The organism is Pseudomonas sp. OST1909, assembly GCF_015277575.1.
GTDB lineage: Bacteria > Pseudomonadota > Gammaproteobacteria > Pseudomonadales > Pseudomonadaceae > Aquipseudomonas > Aquipseudomonas synxantha_A.
This window is the reverse complement of the sequence record NZ_CP063780.1, coordinates 411,786-428,898: the sequence shown is the minus strand read 5'-3', so window position 1 is coordinate 428,898 and position 17,113 is coordinate 411,786. Positions and strand designations below refer to the sequence as shown.

Genomic DNA, 17,113 nt, shown 5'->3' with positions numbered 1-17,113 from the left:
GGGATAGCGCTCCTGACAGAAACCTGTCCTAGTCCTGAAAGTCGTTTTTGCCACAAATTTGCCACACTCAAAAGTGGCGGGAATGGTCGAAATGGCAACAATCAGGAATCGCGGCGAGTATCAGTGGGAAGCGCAAATCCGCCGTAAGGGCTATCCAGCCCAGCGCAAAACCTTCGAAACCAAATCAGACGCCCAAGCCTGGGCGCGCTTGATCGAAAGCGAAATCGACCGGGGCATCTTTGTCTCTCGCGTCGAGGCTGAACGCACCGCCTTTCATCAACTCATTGATCGCTACATCTCCGAGATTGCTCCGAAGCACAAGGGCGCGTATTCGGAAATCAAACGCCTGGAAGCGCTCAAGCGTCATCCACTGGCAACGCGCATCGTTGCCACCCTCACCTCTTCAGATTTTGCGCGCTACCGTGACGAGCGCCTGAAGATCCGTAAGGGCAACACGGTCAAGCGTGAGCTGGCTTTGTTTCAATGCGTGATCGAGGTCGCTCGACGTGAGTGGGGAATTCATATGGCAGAGAATCCCGTCAGGATGGTCAGCCGTCCCAGCTACAACGACGAACGCTCGCGACGGCTCGATCCAATTGAGGAGCAATATATTCTCAGCGCTTTGGAGCTTCGAGAGCGCCGCGCTGACGGAACTTATGCAGATGCCTCACACAACCCCTGGATACGGCCCATCGTCCAACTGGCGATTGAGACAGCAATGCGCCGAGGCGAGATTTTCGAGTTGCGCTGGAAGCATGTGAACCTAGATCGTAGAACCGCACATCTCCCAGCAACGAAGAACGGACTGCCCAGAACCGTACCGCTTTCACCAAAGGCTATTCAATTGCTGAAGGACTTGCCGCGTTCGCTGTGCGGTCGAGTCTTCCCCACTACCGCCGACGCTCTTAAGAAGGCCTTTGTACGAGGCCTTGAACGTGCAAGGCTGAAATACTTGGCAGATTGCGGGGCTGCGCAGGTAACACCTCAAGAAGACTTTCTGATCAATCTGCGCTTTCACGATCTACGGCATGAAGCGACCTGTCGGCTGGCAACCAAGCTGCCGAACTTGATCGAGCTTGCCAGCGTGACGGGACATAGGGAGGTCAACATGCTGAAGCGTTACTACAACATTACCGCGGAAGAGCTTGCAGCAAAACTTGCCTGATCGGACCACACCCGGCTGTGACTATTGCTCAGACGGGGCCCATTTGCATTCCAGAAACCGACCCAAGCAGTCGCTGATAGCTAGCTTCGCGGCGACGGCTTTGCTGCGGGGTGCAAGAAAATGTTTGCAAGCAAGGACGCCGAACTGGGCGTGTGTTTTGGGTGAATCCTCCGACCTGAGTTAAGCTTACCAGAAGGTCCTATTTTCTTCTCTAATGACCACCGGTCTACACGCCTAAAAATCAATAAAATAAATCAAAGGGAAGTCTAATGGCGTACAGAAACCAGACCTACATCGCCTTTGACGGCGACAAAGACATGCACTACTACCGTCTTATGGCTGCGTGGAAGGCGCATGACGGCTTCTCGCTCAATTTCCACAATGCGCATGACCTAAACACCGCGCGGGATTCGAGCCAGGAAGAAAGCATTAAGCGCCAGCTTCGGGAGCGATTCGCTAACTCAAAGCTGCTTGTGGTGCTAATCGGCGAGAACACTAGATTTTTGACAAAGTTCGTAAAGTGGGAACTTGAAGTGGCGTTGCGGCTTGACCTACCCATCATCGCCGTGAATTTGAATGGAAGTCGACAGATGGATGACCGTTGCCCGTCAACAATTCGGGATCGACTCGTGCTTTACACCTCGTTTAATCACAACATTATCGAACACGCGATGTACCACTGGCCCGACGAATTTCACCGGCTGCGCAGCGCGGGCACGACTGGAGACCGTTACTACTCCGATGATGTGTATAGGGGGCTCGGGCTATGAGATATTTCTTCGAGTCTATTAGAACGCGGGCTTATTGGCGCTACGCACTATTCTCCGGCGAAGCGATCGGGAAGTTTTTTGCTGTCGTGGGTATCTTGTACCTTTGCGTCGACTTGGCTGATGCCTTCAACATCTACAAGAAGGATCAGCACAGTTACTACGGCCTAATTTTTTTGGTCGTGCTTGCATTGCTGTATGTGCTTTCTACGCGCAGGCCCCTTTCACGCGTCAGTTATAAAATTCCACAGAAGGACTTTGCTGTCGAAGTCATGATTGGCGACCTGTTCAAAATTCCTGGCGAAGTCATCATCAGTACCAGTTCAACGTTCGATACGGATATGTCGTCGGGGCTCATTGCTGTGACGAGCTTACAGGGTCAATTAGCCACGAACTACTTCAATGGTCAAACGACAGAGATTGATCGTCAAATCGAAGTGTCGCTTTCGGGGGAGCAGTTCACCACCAATGACAGACGCCCAGGCAAGAAGCAAGAGTACCCAATTGGTACCGTCGCGCGCGTGAGCGCACATAGCAAGAATTTTTACCTCGTGGCAATGTCGCACATGGACGAAACCGGGAATGCTTCGTCAGACTTAAAGATGATTGACGAGGCACTCGACAAGCTCTGGGTTAACCTGTCGTCTAAGGCCGAGGTCGGCGACATCGTAATGCCGTTGATGGGTACGGGGCGTGGACGTGTCGCATATCCTAGAAAGAAGATGATTGAGCGCATCGCTCAGTCGTTCGCGGATGCCTGCAACCAGCGAGCGTTTTCCAACAAGTTGATTATCGTTGTGCGTCCTGAAGACGCGTCGAGGTTCTCGTTAAATCTGTTCCAAGTCCGGGACTATCTAGGACAGAGCCTTCACACCTAGTAGATGTCGTTACCCTCATGCGATCCGGTGTGGAGAGCCAAGTGTAGCTCGCCGTAATGATCAATCCGGCCCTTACTCCGGAGGGCAAGTCCGACTCTGCTTCCGCGCCCCTACCGTGTCGGAGTGGGTGATGTGGATCTTGTCATGCCCGCTTACACTGCTGCGAACCTGAACCGTCTCCGCAGCAGCATTGGCGCAGTGCTTTAATAGCAGTTATCGAGTGGAGCGATTATCTGCAGCCGATGCTGGATAGATCAATGGCGATACCACTTTGAGTTAAAAGCGTACCAAGTCGAACGCCCGCTTCTAGCCGATTTTGTTGAAAAAGTAGGTCATCCAAAACTGTCTGGCCATTGACAGTGAGAATGCCATTTTTGCACGCTGCTGCCTGAACTCCGCATATGGAAACCTCTGCGAAAAGTAAAGACTTCAATATCGGACGCGTACTCTTCTGCCGTGGAAACGATGACCGACTTTTTCAGCAGAGTCGGCCGATATCAATCCATCGCGAACGGTCGGTCTCCACAGCAGGCTAAAGCCCACGCCCCCGCTCCCCACAACCCATCTGTTAAAAAGATGTCCTAGCTGTTAGCCGCTCTACTGGCGAAATCTATGTCGACCAGATCAATCGAGCGATAACCCGATGCCAGTAGATTACGAAACCATCCAAAAAATACAGAAGCTTGGCGACGACGTCCTGATCGGCGTGTCTGAAGTTGCTGCGTTGACGGGATTCAGCGTGCTTACGGTACGTCAGCGTAAGTTGCCAGGGCTTGAGCCTGTACCAGGACTCTCAAGACTGCGATGGAGGCTAGGTGACTTAAGAGCGTGGATGCGCACAGGCAATGCCGAACCCCCTCATCGCCCCTCCATGACAAACGCCTCATCAAAACCAAAACACATAGGGAGGCCAACCAAGAAAGTGCAGGTGGAGGCGCGACAATGATCGTCCTTTACGTCATCCCCGTACGTTTGCACCAGGAGCCGTGAGCATGGGCAGACAACGAACCATTAGGGATCAGAATTTTTGGCGCTCCCCACGCCTGCTGAATTGCACCACTGAAGACAAAGTTGCGTTGCTGCACCTTCTAACAGCTCCTGACAGCAACATCACAGGCGTGTACCCACTTGTGCCACGCATCGCAGGAGCCGAGATTGGCTGGACGGCAGATCAATGGCTACAGGTCATTCATCGACTACAAGATGAGGGCTTGGCTAGATACGATCATGTCAGATACGTCGTTTGGGTACGTATCTGGTGGGATCACCACACTGCTACTCAGGTTACGGGGCCAAAGCTGAGAGCGAGAACGCTTGAAGAAATTCGCCGCATTCCTGACGAGTGGCTTGACGATTTCCTCCGCGACTTTAAAGAAAGGCTGACTGTGGATCAGCGGCGATGGATCAATGATGCCCTCCGTCCGCCCTCAGACCCAGGCTTGGAAGAGATATCGATACCCCACGGATGCGGTATCGATACCGTATCGGACCAGATTCGGCATAACACTAAACTTCAACCTAAACCATTAACTGAAACGCAAACGTCGTATCTTGCTTCCAACAAGCTGGATATGTCCGGAATTCCTGCAGAGCATCAGACTGATGTTCACAGGGCAATTGTAAAGGCTATGACCAGCGGAAAACTTCGATTTCGACCTCAGCTCGTAGTCAATGCGATGGCAGAGAGCTACCGATCTGCATCAGGTAAACCGCAGAACGCTATGGCCTTGACCTTGTATCTAGCTGAAAATTTGAGTGGATCTGTTCCGCGGTGAAACGCAGGTGCCAGGACGTGATAAAGGTCTGCCCCCTGCGAGAGGAAGGATGCTATGGCAGGAAGAAATCGTAGAACTATTGAGCGGATAATCGTCCAAGCCCGGATATGGAGGTGGGATATGTCATGGTCCTTTAGCATGGCCACCGCTACGGATACCAAGCCAATCGGTGACTATTACTTCGAGCATGCTGCGCTTAGGCTCTACGGTTCCGTGCGACATCCCGAAGCATTCAAATATCCAACAATAGAATGCTACCTATACGCTGACCCGCTACTTCTACAGGGCAAGTCAGCACCTCTCTGCATCGGCTCAATGCAGGCGTCTGACAAGAAGTTAGTCGTGTATGTAGCTATTCATGACGACCGCTTCAACAGCCTAGTGAACGCTGCAAGCCGCCTCGTTGCCTTGGAGATCAATGCAGAGCCGTTGAGGTACCGCAAAGCAAGGATCATGGGCATCCACCTCAGCACAGAGCTAGAGCCTGATTGGTAACGGCATTACCTTTAATCGCGACGGCTTTGCCAAATGTAAGTTAAGCGCGATCAAAACCCTCTTTCTTCGTCAAAGTAATCGCTATCCAGTTTCGGAAGCTTGAGAAGCCTGGACGTTACGCCCACCTCGTGGTCCATCATCAGGTTAACTAGGCGGATCCCGTCCACGAGCACCATGCCCTCCACAGAGCTGGCAAAGTCTATAGCTTGCTTGGTGAATCCGGAGGTGGTGATAAATACCCCTCGTTTGGCCTTTTGACCAGCAAGAGCACCATAGAATGCTTGCAACTCAGGCCGACCGACAGTGCCTTGCCAGCGCTTGGCCTGGACATACACTTTTTCCAGACCGAGCTTATCGAGGGAAATTACTCCATCAATTCCGCCATCTCCGCTACCTCCCACACGCTGCAAATCTGTTCGGCTAGCTCCATAGCCGAGGCTGTGCAATACGTCGAGCACAATAACTTCAAAACGGTTTGGACTGACTTGAAGTAGGCTATCGAGTAGGTCTCTTGCGGTTGCATCACGTAGCTCGCGCAAAGCCTGATCCAACCGATCGTCAGGGCTAACTGTTGCTGATACTGGCGTGTCTTCGCCTTGCTCTACCCCGTCAAGCGGGACGGCATCGGTAGGGCTCTTCAGCCTCACGTCCATAAAACCTATGGCAAGTTTTTCCACCTGATCGGCTGTTAGCGGTGACGGATGCTGGACGGAATAATCCGTCCCAGCTTCGGTAAGCTTCCAGTAGCCTCGCTTGGCGCTGGAAGATAAACCGGCACGTTTGAGGCGGTCATGAGCCCAACCGGCACGGTTTTTATAAGTCGCCTGCCCACTCGCGATTAGCTCTTGAAGTTGTGACTCGGATAAATCTAAAGCCCTGGCCGCAGCCTCATGGGTGTCGCGTGCTGTGGCGCCTTCGGGATTAGCTGCCAAGTAGCGCAAAATCGGTTCAATGAATTTGTCGTATGTCGGAACGGACATCAGGATTCCCTTCACAAGTGGCAGCGAATGTCAGTGTCACCGAGCATCGCGAGGTAAACATGCTGAAGCGTTGGTGGCCAAGCTGGCCTGAGGCTAATCAGCTGTATCTAATCCCAGGGAGCGCGCGAGCTCTCTGACTTCATCGTATCTTCGAATAGATGGGACTGCTTTTTTCTCTTGCTCTAAGTCCTTGAGTGCGATGTTTTCATAAAAGCGCGTGACCATTTCCTCTCTTCGTATTTCAGTCGCTGAAACAAGGCGCTTACGCTCGTTCAAAAGCTCGCGCGCACTGATTTGAGCAACCTCGCAGAGATGGGCTTTCGATATCAAGTCGCAGCACGTCCACGTGCTAATCCACTTCTGTTCCCGCGCCCAGAAAACCAATCGTTGAAACACCCACCATGTCATCCGGGCATGCCCGCTGACGTACCGCCGTAACGTCCTAGCCTCGACAGCAAGCTCTAATTTCGATATGGCCTCTTCAAGCTGAATTTTCGGCAACCGAGATTTCCGCAAAATCCCAATGAACAAATAGCTCACTAAATTTAAGGGCACTCGCACCGCAAAATTTTTCCGCCCGCTTGAAAAATGGGTATGAAGCTCCCGAGCCACAAGCTCGAATGCTTCATACTCCTCAATACCCAAAGTTTCTGATTCTGTTTTGTGCATGCAGCCATTCTTCAGCTAACAACAGCGTCTGTCAAAACGTGTCCTAGATCGCGGGATGTTTCCCAGCTACCAATCGATGCAGTCCACAGCAGCCGAGCTACAGTCATGATGACCATCGATTACGAAACCATTCAAAATTCAGAAACTCTCACATGACGTACTGATCATGATCAGCAGGAGTTCTCAACGATGATCCAACCATCAGATGCTCATAGACTAGAAATTGCCCAGGACGTCTTGGGCTGCTTGATAGCGCTACGCTCCGAGTCAATATTCTACGAGCGAAAGAAAGCCGAGCCGAATGCTGAAATCATCAGCTTGTGGAAAGCCGAGCGAAACAGCTTCTTTGATCTGACCCGTAGTTTGAGCTGTAACGATCGGGATAACATCGAAAATGTCATCGCGACTTATGGCCCCTATGCCAGAGCTCTGTTTGATTCAGGAAAGTAGTCTAAGCAGCTAGCCCTGAGCTCCGCCCACGCAAGGTGCGTATCAGTTCACACGCTCCACTTTGACTCACATGCGTTCAGCCAATCTAGATGCTGCACTCAATCTGAATCCGCCAGCGTGGCGCGTCTGGCAGGTTCTGACTCGGGAATGAGCTCAGGCATCAGCTTGAGCTCTCCCGCATAGACCATGAGTGTTCCGCACCTGGTAAACGGTTTACCACCGTTCATCGCGTCTACAGATTTCCGTCGCAGTGCAAGCGACCACATCTTCTTCAGCCAGCTTTCACTCATAGCGTTTACTCAAGATATGGATGACGTACCCAGATTTGCCTACCGAATGCCTCCCTCAGCATCACCAGATCTACCTTTCCCTGTGCTCCCAGATGTTTTTCTCTTCTTACCCGAGCGATGCACGCACAGTCACAAACGGCAAACGCGCGCATTTCAAAATACTGACACCGTCACAGGCAACGCCCTGCTTCGTACAGCGTCGTGTTGCGGTGTTTTCTGAAAATTACCGCGCTCACTTCGCAGAATATTTTGATGATCAATTTTGTTAGGCCGATGGCGTCTGATTCTTGTGTCTATCAAGTCATTAGACGATTCCCTCTGCACCCTCCCCAACGACGCTTTTATTCATCGAGGGCTAAGAAAACCAGGACCAACGTACAGACAACTTTTAGTCACCAACATCGTCCACAAAGGCTGCAACCATTTGGAGGATAAGGACTGGGACAGGGTAGGGTTTGTACTACCGCCATGAATGGCGTGCGCACAACCGGCAACGCTTCAGTCGTTTCACTCCCTTGCTTTGCCTACCGTCCCTGCTCAGGGCAAGCCCCGAGACCCCACCACGGCCACTGGCCGGAAAGTTTTGGTAGACCCCGCTGCCGTCGATGGCTCACAACTCGGTAGAGATGCCCCACAGCGCAAGAACCTCATGCTCTGCCAAACCGTCTCCCCGCAGAGCCAACCCGAGGGGCGAAATGAGCGCCTCATGCTCGACGACTTGCTGTTCAAGCAACCGCCCTAAAAGCAGCAGCTCTCCCTGCGCTTCGAGTGCGCGAAGCTGTTCGGGACAATTGAACGCCCAGCGGTCAAGAATCTGCCAGCCGCATGCCTGATACGAAGTGGATCGGCGGACAGACTCGATGGTCTTAGCCGCCAGGACGCCGGACGCAATTCTCAATGGAATGTGGTCAATGAGCATGGGCAGGTTCTCTTCGTTGTAGGCAACTGATCATTCGTTTGTTCTGCGCAATGGAAGACGGTCTGAAGCCGCCTTTGCGCCTTAGCTCTCGAATGTGAACGAGCGAAAACCCGAGAGCGGGTAGGACGGAAACATTTTCAGAAGCCAGTGCTTGATTGGCCAAACGCATGGTGGCGTTAGCTAGCTTCAGGAGCGATATCTACCTGCCAAAAACTGCCTGAGGCTACGTCGGTCATCTGGCTACTCCGAATGGATAAGTGAAGGCTCCATGAACTTGTTAAGTGCTGAAGATTGCATGCAGCCGCGCCTCCGTATCGGTCACGTCGGCCGTTTTAAGCGCTAGGCTGAACGTCGGGATAGCCAAATCGCTGGTCAACAGCTCCAATCGATGGTTGCTCTTGCCGACTGGAAGAATGCGCCAGGATCGAATCTCATCCAAACGGAAGAGATGACCGTCCTGACCTACGGGGTAGGCCAGCAGCCTTTTCGATTGCAGGTCGATACCAACGTAGGCGTCATTAATCTTCGCGAACACTTCTGCCTGCGGGTGGAACCCTTCAGCCTGATAGCCAGCGACCATTCTCCTCAGTTTTTCGGCATAGCGCTGGTTGATTCGGGAGAACAGCCATCTGCCCCCGACGAAGTAGAGAACCAAGACCCAGAACAGCCAACGAATTGCCGGGTCTTCGCCGTTGGCCAAACCCAGAAAAAATGGCAGGTTGAAGCCAGAAAAAACCAAAACCACAAGCAAAAGCGCACCGACCGGCAAACACCCGACAGCCCATGCCACGCGAAACAACTCCCAGACCAGTCTCATGCAGCCTCCTAAACCATCCAAATACAGACAAAATAACTGAAAATCAGATATCCCAAAAGCAGATATAGCGTGATCAGCCGAACCTTGCCCGGACACGGCTATGACAAAGGCTATATATCGACGTGAGCATGTGATCTTTCTACAGGTGCTGAAACGCATGCGTGTTGAGTCAGGTATGACCCAAGCGCAATGTTCTGCCGCATTGGGGAGACCGCAATCGTTCATTAGCGATGTGGAAAGGGGGGTAAGGCGGCTGGATACAGTGCAGTTGCGGGATTTGTGTCAGGTCTTGAACAATGATCTTATCAGCTTTACCAAGTCCTTCGAGCACGCTCTCAGCCATGATAATGTGCAGGCATGAAACAGCGTTTCGTCCACGTTTAGGCGCTCCTCAACGACGGCTAGGGGCCAGGAGCGGACGGTCGTCGTCCGTGACGGGGTCATACTTAACCAATGCCGAAGCCGCAATTTGCCTGTTCTAGGGCTCAATGCGCGCCGTAGGATGGGTATCGTGCAGGTCAGCTGGTCCAATGACTACAACCTAGCCCTTTCTAACCAACACGTGGCGATTCAATGCCGTCATGTTTACTAAGGGCCATATGAAGATCGCAGAGCACCTCAATGAGTGAGCAAAAAATCGAACAGGGCTTTATCGACAAGCTCGTTGAGCTCAAATACACCTACCGGCCCGACATCACCGACCGCGCCTCGCTAGAGCGTAATTTTCGTGAGAGATTCGAGGCCCTCAACCGCGTTCACCTTACTGATGGTGAATTCGCCCGCCTGCTCGACGAGATCGTCACCCCTGATGTATTTTCGGCGGCGCGTACCCTGCGCGAGCGGAATGCATTCACCCGCGAAGACGGCACCCCGCTGAACTACACACTGGTGAACATTAAAGATTGGTGCAAAAACACCTTCGAGGTAGTCAATCAGCTACGCATCAACACTGACAACAGCCACCACCGCTTCGATGTGCTCATCCTCATTAATGGCGTGCCGTGCGTTCAAGTTGAGCTAAAAACCCTGGGCGTCAACCCGCGCCGCGCCATGGAGCAAGTCGTCGAATACAAGAACGACCCCGGCAACGGCTACACCAAAACCCTACTGTGCTTTTTGCAGGTATTTATCGTCAGCAACCGCGACAACACTTATTACTTCGCCAACAATAATGCCCGTCACTTCTCGTTCAACGCCGATGAGCGCTTCCTGCCCATCTATCAGTTTGCTGACGAAACGAACAAAAAGATTACCTACCTCGACCGATTCGCTGAGACCTTCCTGGTCAAATGTACGCTTGGCCAGACCATCAGCCGCTACATGGTGCTGATCGCCAGCGAGCAGAAGCTCATGATGATGCGCCCTTATCAGGTCTATGCCGTCAAAGCCATTGTCGACTGTATCGAGCAAAACTGCGGCAACGGCTATATCTGGCACACTACCGGCAGCGGCAAAACACTTACGTCCTTCAAAGCGTCCACCTTGCTCAAGGACAACCCAGAAATCGAGAAATGCCTCTTTGTGGTCGATCGCAAAGACCTCGACCGCCAGACCCGCGAGGAATTCAACAAATTCCAGGAGGGCTGCGTCGAAGAAAACACCAACACAGCTGCGCTGGTGCGCCGACTTCTGTCCGAGGACTACGCCGACAAAGTAATCGTCACCACCATCCAAAAGCTCGGCCTCGCTCTGGATGAAACCAGCAGACGCAATAAACAACGCAAACGCAACGACCAGCCCACCTACAAAGAGCTGCTGGCCCCACTGCGCGACAAACGCATTGTCTTCATCTTCGATGAATGCCACCGCTCCCAGTTTGGCGAAAACCACAAAGCCATCAAAGAGTTTTTCCCCAAAGCCCAGCTCTTTGGCTTTACCGGCACGCCCATCTTTGAAGAGAACGCCTCACGGGTAAAAGTGGAAGACCAGCAGGCGTCTTACCAAACCACCGATGAGCTGTTTGAGAAGCAGCTACACGCTTACACCATTACCCACGCGATTGAAGACGCCAACGTACTGCGCTTCCATATCGACTACTTCAAACCAGAAGGCAAAAAAACGCCCAAACCTGGGGAAGGTTTGGCCAAGCGCGCCGTGGTCGACGCCATCCTCGCCAAACACGACATGGCCACCGCCCAGCGTCGTTTTAATGCCATTTTGGCGACTGCCAGCATCAACGACGCCATTGAATACCACCGCCTGTTTGCCGAACTGCAACACGCCAAACAACTAGCCGACCCGGACTACCCGCCGCTGAATATTGGCTGCGTGTTCTCGCCACCGGCCGAAGGCAATGCGGACGTCAAACAAATTCAGGAAGACCTGCCGCAAGAAAAGCAGGACAACGAAAAAGACCCAGAAGGCAAAAAAGCCGCGCTCAAAGCTATTCTGGTAGATTACAACAACCGTTACGGCAGCAACCACAGCATCGGTGAGTTCGACCTCTACTACCAGGACGTGCAAAAACGCATCAAAGATCAACAGTGGCCCAATGCCGACCATCCGCATGCGCAGAAAATCGACATCACCATTGTGGTCGACATGCTGCTCACCGGTTTTGACTCCAAATACCTAAACACCCTCTACGTGGATAAAAACCTCAAGTACCACGGTTTGATCCAGGCCTTCTCGCGTACCAACCGCGTACTGAACAGCACCAAGCCCTACGGCAATATTCTGGATTTCCGCCAGCAGCAAGACGCGGTCGATACCGCCATTACCCGCTTCTCTGGCGAACAAACCGGCCAACAGGCTCGCGAAATTTGGCTGGTGGACAAGGCTCCAGTGGTGATTGAAAAATTCCAAGCCGCCGTGCAAAAGCTGGATGACTTTATGCAATCCCAGGGTGTGGCCTGCGCACCGGAAGCAGTGCCCAATCTGAGAGGCGACGACGCCCGCGCCGCGTTTATCGGCCACTTTAAAGACGTGCAGCGCCTGAAGACCCAGCTCGACCAATACACTGATCTCACCGCCGACAACGCCGCCGCCATCGAACAGATTCTGCCCAAGGAAAGCATGCTGGGCTTTCGCGGTGCCTATCTGGAAACAGCCCAACGCCTCAAGGCCCAGCAAGATAAAAGCGGCAAAGACACAGATGGCAAAAACGACGCAGTGAACCAGCTCGATTTCGAGTTCGTGCTATTCGCCTCTGCCGTGATTGACTACGACTACATCGTGGGCTTGATGTCGCGTTTCTCGCAGCAAGAGCCCAGCAAGCAGAGGATGAGCCGCGATCAGCTGATTGGCTTGATCCAGGCAGATGCCAAGTTTATGAACGAGCGCGACGACATTGCCGCCTATATCGCCACACTCAAGGCCGGCGAGGGCCTAAGCGAAACCGCGATCCGTGACGGCTATCGCCGCTTCAAGCAATACAAGGACGCCGCCGAACTCGCCGCCATCGCAGGCAAACACGAGCTCGCCCCAGCCGTCTTGCAAGAGTTCGTGGAGGGCATTCTGCAACGCATGATCTTCGACGGCGAACAGCTCAGCGACCTGATGGCCCCGCTTGATCTCGGTTGGAAAGCCCGCGCCCATGCTGAACTGGCGCTGATGAAAGACCTGCACCCCCTCCTTAGCAAACGTGCCCAAGGCCGTGAGATTTCAGGACTGAGCGCGTATGAGCAGTAATCAAGAAGCAAGCAACGCAATGGACGATAACAAGCCAACACGGGCACCGAAACTTCGGTTTCCCGAGTTTCGGGAGGCCGAGGGGTGGAAGGAGCTGGCCGGTGATGCCTTATTTAATCAAATCAATAATCGAAAACCGGAACCCGGCCTTCCTGTGCTAGCCATTACTCAGGAGCACGGGGCAATACCTCGACACCTGATCGACTACCATGTTTCGGTCTCAGAGAAGAGCATCGAAAGCTACAAAGTCGTCCGGGTAGGCGACTTTATTATTAGCCTCAGGTCGTTCCAAGGAGGCATCGAGTATTCGCATTACCACGGTATCTGTAGCCCCGCTTATGTCATCCTCAGGCGTAGCCATAACGGTGTCTCCGAATACTTCAAGCACTACTTTAAGACAGAGAGGTTCATTCGCCTCCTCACCAAGAACCTTGAAGGCTTGCGCGACGGCAAAATGATCAGCTATACGCAGTTTTCGGCGCTACTCATTCCGGTACCTTCGCTCCCCGAACAACAAAAAATCGCCGACTGCCTGAGCTCGCTGGACGAACTGATCGCCGCCCAAAGCCGCAAAGTGGACACACTCAAGACCCATAAAAAAGGACTAATGCAGCAGCTTTTCCCCCGCGAACGTGAAACCCAACCTCGCCTCCGCTTCCCTGAATTCAAGAGCGTCGGTGGGTGGGAGGAGAAACCGTTCTCCAATCTCTGCAGCATCAAACATGGCTTTGCCTTCGATGGAGAGTTTTTCAGCAACGAAGGCGAGTATGTACTCCTTACACCCGGTAACTTTTACGAGGACGGCGGCTACCGCGACCGAGGCGATAAACAGAAATACTACAGCGGCGAAATCCCCCAAGACTACATACTCAATTGCGGAGACTTGCTATTAGCTATGACCGAGCAAGCCGCTGGTTTGCTTGGCAGCCCGATACTCGTTCCAGAGTCCGATAAGTTCCTGCACAACCAGCGGCTAGGTCTTGTTAGGAAAAGGCCCGGAGTCGCTTGGATGACCGAGTTCTTCTTTCATGTCTTCAACACCCTGCCCGTTCGGAAGGCGATTCACGCCAGCGCAGCCGGTGCAAAGGTGCGACATACATCGCCGACAAAGATTGGCGAAGTAGTCTTCCACTTTCCCAACTCGTTGCTTGAGCAACAACGCATCGTCGGTTGCCTCACCACCCTTGACGACCTCATCACCGCGCAAACCAAAAAGCTCGAAGCCCTCAAAACTCACAAGAAAGGGCTGATACAACAACTTTTTCCGTCCATAGAGGTCGTTGAGGCATGAGCAACAAGCCAAAGATCAACAGATATGCCAGCCACAATACACTCGCAAGAAAGTTGCGTGATGATTTAGGTGGTGCAGATCTCATCCTTGTCTATGCCTACAATCGCACCGGCAAGACGCGGCTCTCGATGGAGTTCAAGGACATCGGAAAGCGTAAGACGAAAAAGAATCCTGATGGCATCGCAGATACCCTTTACTTCAATGCCTACACTGAAGATCTGTTTACTTGGGACAATGACATTGAAAACGACACGGCTCGCGGCTTGGAAATAAACCAGGCATCGCGGTTCTTTGACGGGTTCAAGAACGAGCCTCTGGAGCCGGCTATTGATGAGTACTTGCAGCGTTACGCCGACTTTGACTTCGATTTCAAGTACCAACAAGTGCAACAGGGCAACGAGTCATTCTACAGACCTGTGTTCGTTAGCTTCCGCAAAGGCGAGCATTCGCACATCAAAGTCTCCCGTGGTGAGCAGAATATCTTCATATGGTGCGTCTTCATGGCCATCTGTGAACAGCTTTTGAAATATCCCGACGCTTATCCGGCGGTGAAGCACGCCTATATTGACGACCCGATTTCATCACTGGACGATAACAACGCCATCTCCGTCGCCTGCGACCTCGCCAAACTCCTTCGTCGAGCAGCGAGCAGGACAGGACAGAATGGTGCGGCGGCTCCTGTGAAAATCATTTTCTCCTCCCACCACGCACTCTTTTTCAATGTGATGTGCAATGAAATTGGGCGGGCGAAGGAAGGGGAACCGAAGGTGTCTCACAAGCGCTACTACCTGCACCGCGCGAATGGTGAGGGGGCCTTTACCCTTCGGGCCACCGAGGACACGCCTTTTTTCCATCACGTTGCGGCACTAGCCGAACTGCAGGTGGCTGCCGATCACAACTCCGGCAAGCTCTACACCTTTCACTTCAATGCGCTGCGCAGCATCATGGAAAAAACGGCCTCGTTCTTTGGTCATGCCGATATTTCCTTCTGCCTTAAAGCGCTCGCGAGTGAGGAAGACTCAGCACTCTACAACCGTGCCCTCCAGCTGCTGAGCCATGGCAAATACGCCATCCATGAGCCCACCGAAATGGGTGAGGACAACAAAGACTTGTTCCGCCGCATTCTCAGAGACTTCATCAGCACCTTTAAATTTGCCCTGCCTGACCTATTGGGTGCGAAGCCAGCTGCAGCTATAGCGGCCGTCGCCCCCACCTCAGGCCCACAAGCGAAACCAGCACATGAATGACACCAACAGAAAACAACTTGGCCAAACCCTTTGGACCATTGCTGATCAACTGCGCGGAGCTATGGATGCGGACGACTTCCGCGACTACATGCTGTCCTTCCTCTTCTTGCGCTACCTCTCGGACAACTACGAGATAGCGGCCAAGAAGGAACTTGGAAAAGACTATCCAGAGTTGCTCGCTGACGTTTTGCTAAAAACGGGAGCATCGACTCCTCTGCAAGTCTGGTACGAGGATAATAAAGCTGATATCCCGGCTTTTGAGAAGCAGATGCGCCGCAAGGTGCATTACGTCATTGAGCCAGTACACCTGTGGAACAGCATCGCCAATATGGCCCGCACCCAGGACGAGGAACTGCTCACAACGCTGCAAGCTGGCTTTAAATACATCGAGACCGAGTCCTTTGAGAGTACCTTCCAGGGCCTTTTCTCGGAAATCGATCTGGGTTCCCCCAAGCTGGGCAGGAGCTATACGGAGCGCAATACCAAGCTCTGTGTGATTATCCAAAAGATCGCCGAAGGTCTAGCCGACTTCTCTACAGATAGTGATGCTCTGGGCGATGCCTATGAATATCTGATCGGTCAATTTGCCGCTGGCTCGGGCAAGAAGGCGGGTGAGTTCTACACGCCCCAGCAGATCTCCGACATCCTATCTGCCATCGTCACCCTAGACGGCCAAGACCCAAAAACCGGCACCAAGAAGCGCCTAGAAAGTGTACTGGACTTCGCCTGTGGCTCGGGCTCGCTGCTACTAAATGTGCGTAAGCGCATGGGGCCATACGGTATTGGCAAGATTTACGGCCAAGAAAAGAACATCACCACCTATAACCTGGCCCGCATGAACATGCTGCTACACGGGGTGAAGGACACCGAGTTCGAGATTTACCACGGCGACACCTTGAATAACGATTGGGACATTCTGCGCGAGCTAAACCCTGCTAAAAAGCCCACGTTCGATGCTGTCGTCGCAAACCCGCCCTTCAGCTATCGATGGGACCCGACAGAAGCCATAGCCGATGACGTGCGTTTCAAAAACCACGGCTTGGCCCCGAAATCGGCTGCAGACTTTGCCTTTCTCTTGCACGGCTTTCACTTTTTAAAAGATGAGGGCGTGATGGCCATCATCCTGCCCCACGGCGTGCTGTTCCGTGGCGGTGCCGAGGAGCGCATCCGTACCAAGCTTCTAAAAGACGGCCACATCGACACCGTGATCGGCTTGCCATCCAACCTGTTTTACTCAACAGGCATCCCGGTGTGCATTCTCGTGCTTAAGAAGTGCAAGCAACCAGACGATGTGCTGTTTATCAACGCGGCTGAACACTTCATCAAAGGTAAGCGTCAGAGCCAACTGACCGACGAAAACATCGCCAATATCATTGAGACCTATCAGTTCCGCAAAGAGGAGCCACGCTATGCTCGTCGTGTGGGGATGGGGGAGATCGAAAAGAACGACTATAACCTGAATATTTCTCGCTACATCAGCACGGCGAGTGCCGAGACCGAGATTGAGTTAGAGAATGTACATGACGAACTGGTTGAGCTTGAAAAAGCAATTCAGCAGGCACGGGATAAACACAATACGTTCCTAAAAGAGTTGGGCTTGCCACTCTTAGCTTGAACCGCAAAGCGACTCACCCAGTTGGCACAACAAGGCACTGTGCGGCGAGCAATGCCTTGTTTGCTGCGTGCCGATGATAGCGTGAAAATGCCACAAATTTGCCACAGTCCCCCTGCTAACCGGGG

General features: G+C 52.8%; 16 protein-coding genes. 11 read left to right on the top strand and 5 right to left on the bottom strand.

All coding sequences use genetic code 11. The features are described from left to right. Positions 1-82 precede the first annotated feature (82 nt). From IH404_RS01850 to IH404_RS01830, 5 genes are all read left to right on the top strand, one after another. Positions 83-1,165 (top strand): site-specific integrase, encoded by a 1,083-nt coding sequence (locus tag IH404_RS01850; RefSeq protein WP_242462637.1) that lies wholly within the window; start codon positions 83-85, stop codon positions 1,163-1,165. Positions 1,166-1,434: 269 nt separating this feature from the next. Further along, a complete protein-coding gene (locus IH404_RS01845) occupies positions 1,435-1,935 on the top strand; it encodes a TIR domain-containing protein (protein ID WP_194439758.1) in 501 nt (166 codons plus the stop codon). Beyond that, complete coding sequence (locus tag IH404_RS01840; protein ID WP_194439756.1) at positions 1,932-2,810, top strand: macro domain-containing protein; 879 nt, start codon at positions 1,932-1,934, stop codon at positions 2,808-2,810. The genes IH404_RS01845 and IH404_RS01840 overlap by 4 nt, the downstream gene beginning before the upstream one ends. Before the next feature lie 992 nt (positions 2,811-3,802). Continuing rightward, positions 3,803-4,585, top strand: coding sequence for a hypothetical protein (locus IH404_RS01835; RefSeq protein ID WP_194439754.1), 783 nt, complete (start codon positions 3,803-3,805; stop codon positions 4,583-4,585). 138 nt (positions 4,586-4,723) lie between these two features. Next, positions 4,724-5,080 (top strand): hypothetical protein, encoded by a 357-nt coding sequence (locus IH404_RS01830; RefSeq protein ID WP_242462636.1) that lies wholly within the window; start codon positions 4,724-4,726, stop codon positions 5,078-5,080. Between the two features lie 50 nt (positions 5,081-5,130). Here IH404_RS01830 and IH404_RS01825 read toward each other — a convergent pair whose 3' ends face one another. Both IH404_RS01825 and IH404_RS01820 read right to left on the bottom strand, forming a co-directional pair. Continuing rightward, positions 5,131-6,060 (bottom strand): restriction endonuclease, encoded by a 930-nt coding sequence (locus IH404_RS01825; protein ID WP_194439750.1) that lies wholly within the window; start codon positions 6,058-6,060, stop codon positions 5,131-5,133. Between the two features lie 93 nt (positions 6,061-6,153). Continuing rightward, positions 6,154-6,729 (bottom strand): hypothetical protein, encoded by a 576-nt coding sequence (locus IH404_RS01820; protein ID WP_194439748.1) that lies wholly within the window; start codon positions 6,727-6,729, stop codon positions 6,154-6,156. 189 nt (positions 6,730-6,918) lie between these two features. Between IH404_RS01820 and IH404_RS01815 the strand changes: the two genes are divergently transcribed. Further along, entirely contained in the window at positions 6,919-7,179 is a 261-nt protein-coding gene (locus IH404_RS01815; RefSeq protein ID WP_194439746.1) for a hypothetical protein, read from the top strand. A 98-nt stretch (positions 7,180-7,277) separates the two neighbouring features. On the opposite strand, the gene IH404_RS01810 is transcribed toward IH404_RS01815, so the two are convergent. The 3 genes from IH404_RS01810 to IH404_RS01800 all read right to left on the bottom strand — a co-directional run bounded on the left by IH404_RS01810 (position 7,278) and on the right by IH404_RS01800 (position 9,205). Continuing rightward, entirely contained in the window at positions 7,278-7,469 is a 192-nt protein-coding gene (locus IH404_RS01810; protein WP_194439744.1) for a hypothetical protein, read from the bottom strand. A gap of 610 nt (positions 7,470-8,079) precedes the next feature. After that, entirely contained in the window at positions 8,080-8,388 is a 309-nt protein-coding gene (locus tag IH404_RS01805) for a hypothetical protein (RefSeq protein WP_194439743.1), read from the bottom strand. Positions 8,389-8,665: 277 nt separating this feature from the next. Further along, complete coding sequence (locus IH404_RS01800; protein ID WP_194439741.1) at positions 8,666-9,205, bottom strand: hypothetical protein; 540 nt, start codon at positions 9,203-9,205, stop codon at positions 8,666-8,668. 100 nt (positions 9,206-9,305) lie between these two features. On the opposite strand from IH404_RS01800, the gene IH404_RS01795 reads away from it, so the two are divergent. From IH404_RS01795 to IH404_RS01775, 5 genes are all read left to right on the top strand, one after another. Beyond that, entirely contained in the window at positions 9,306-9,566 is a 261-nt protein-coding gene (locus IH404_RS01795; RefSeq protein ID WP_194439740.1) for a helix-turn-helix transcriptional regulator, read from the top strand. A 260-nt stretch (positions 9,567-9,826) separates the two neighbouring features. Continuing rightward, the gene (locus IH404_RS01790) at positions 9,827-12,835 is read left to right on the top strand and encodes a type I restriction endonuclease subunit R (protein ID WP_194439738.1); all 3,009 of its coding nucleotides are present in this window, start codon (positions 9,827-9,829) and stop codon (positions 12,833-12,835) included. Next, positions 12,825-14,126: a restriction endonuclease subunit S gene (locus IH404_RS01785; protein ID WP_194439736.1), complete on the top strand. Its 1,302-nt coding sequence runs from the start codon at positions 12,825-12,827 to the stop codon at positions 14,124-14,126. Before IH404_RS01790 ends, IH404_RS01785 begins: the two co-directional genes overlap by 11 nt. Continuing rightward, the gene (locus IH404_RS01780) at positions 14,123-15,373 is read left to right on the top strand and encodes an anticodon nuclease (RefSeq protein ID WP_194439734.1); all 1,251 of its coding nucleotides are present in this window, start codon (positions 14,123-14,125) and stop codon (positions 15,371-15,373) included. The genes IH404_RS01785 and IH404_RS01780 overlap by 4 nt, the downstream gene beginning before the upstream one ends. Then, a complete protein-coding gene (locus tag IH404_RS01775) occupies positions 15,366-16,988 on the top strand; it encodes a type I restriction-modification system subunit M (protein ID WP_194439733.1) in 1,623 nt (540 codons plus the stop codon). The genes IH404_RS01780 and IH404_RS01775 overlap by 8 nt, the downstream gene beginning before the upstream one ends. Positions 16,989-17,113 lie beyond the last annotated feature (125 nt).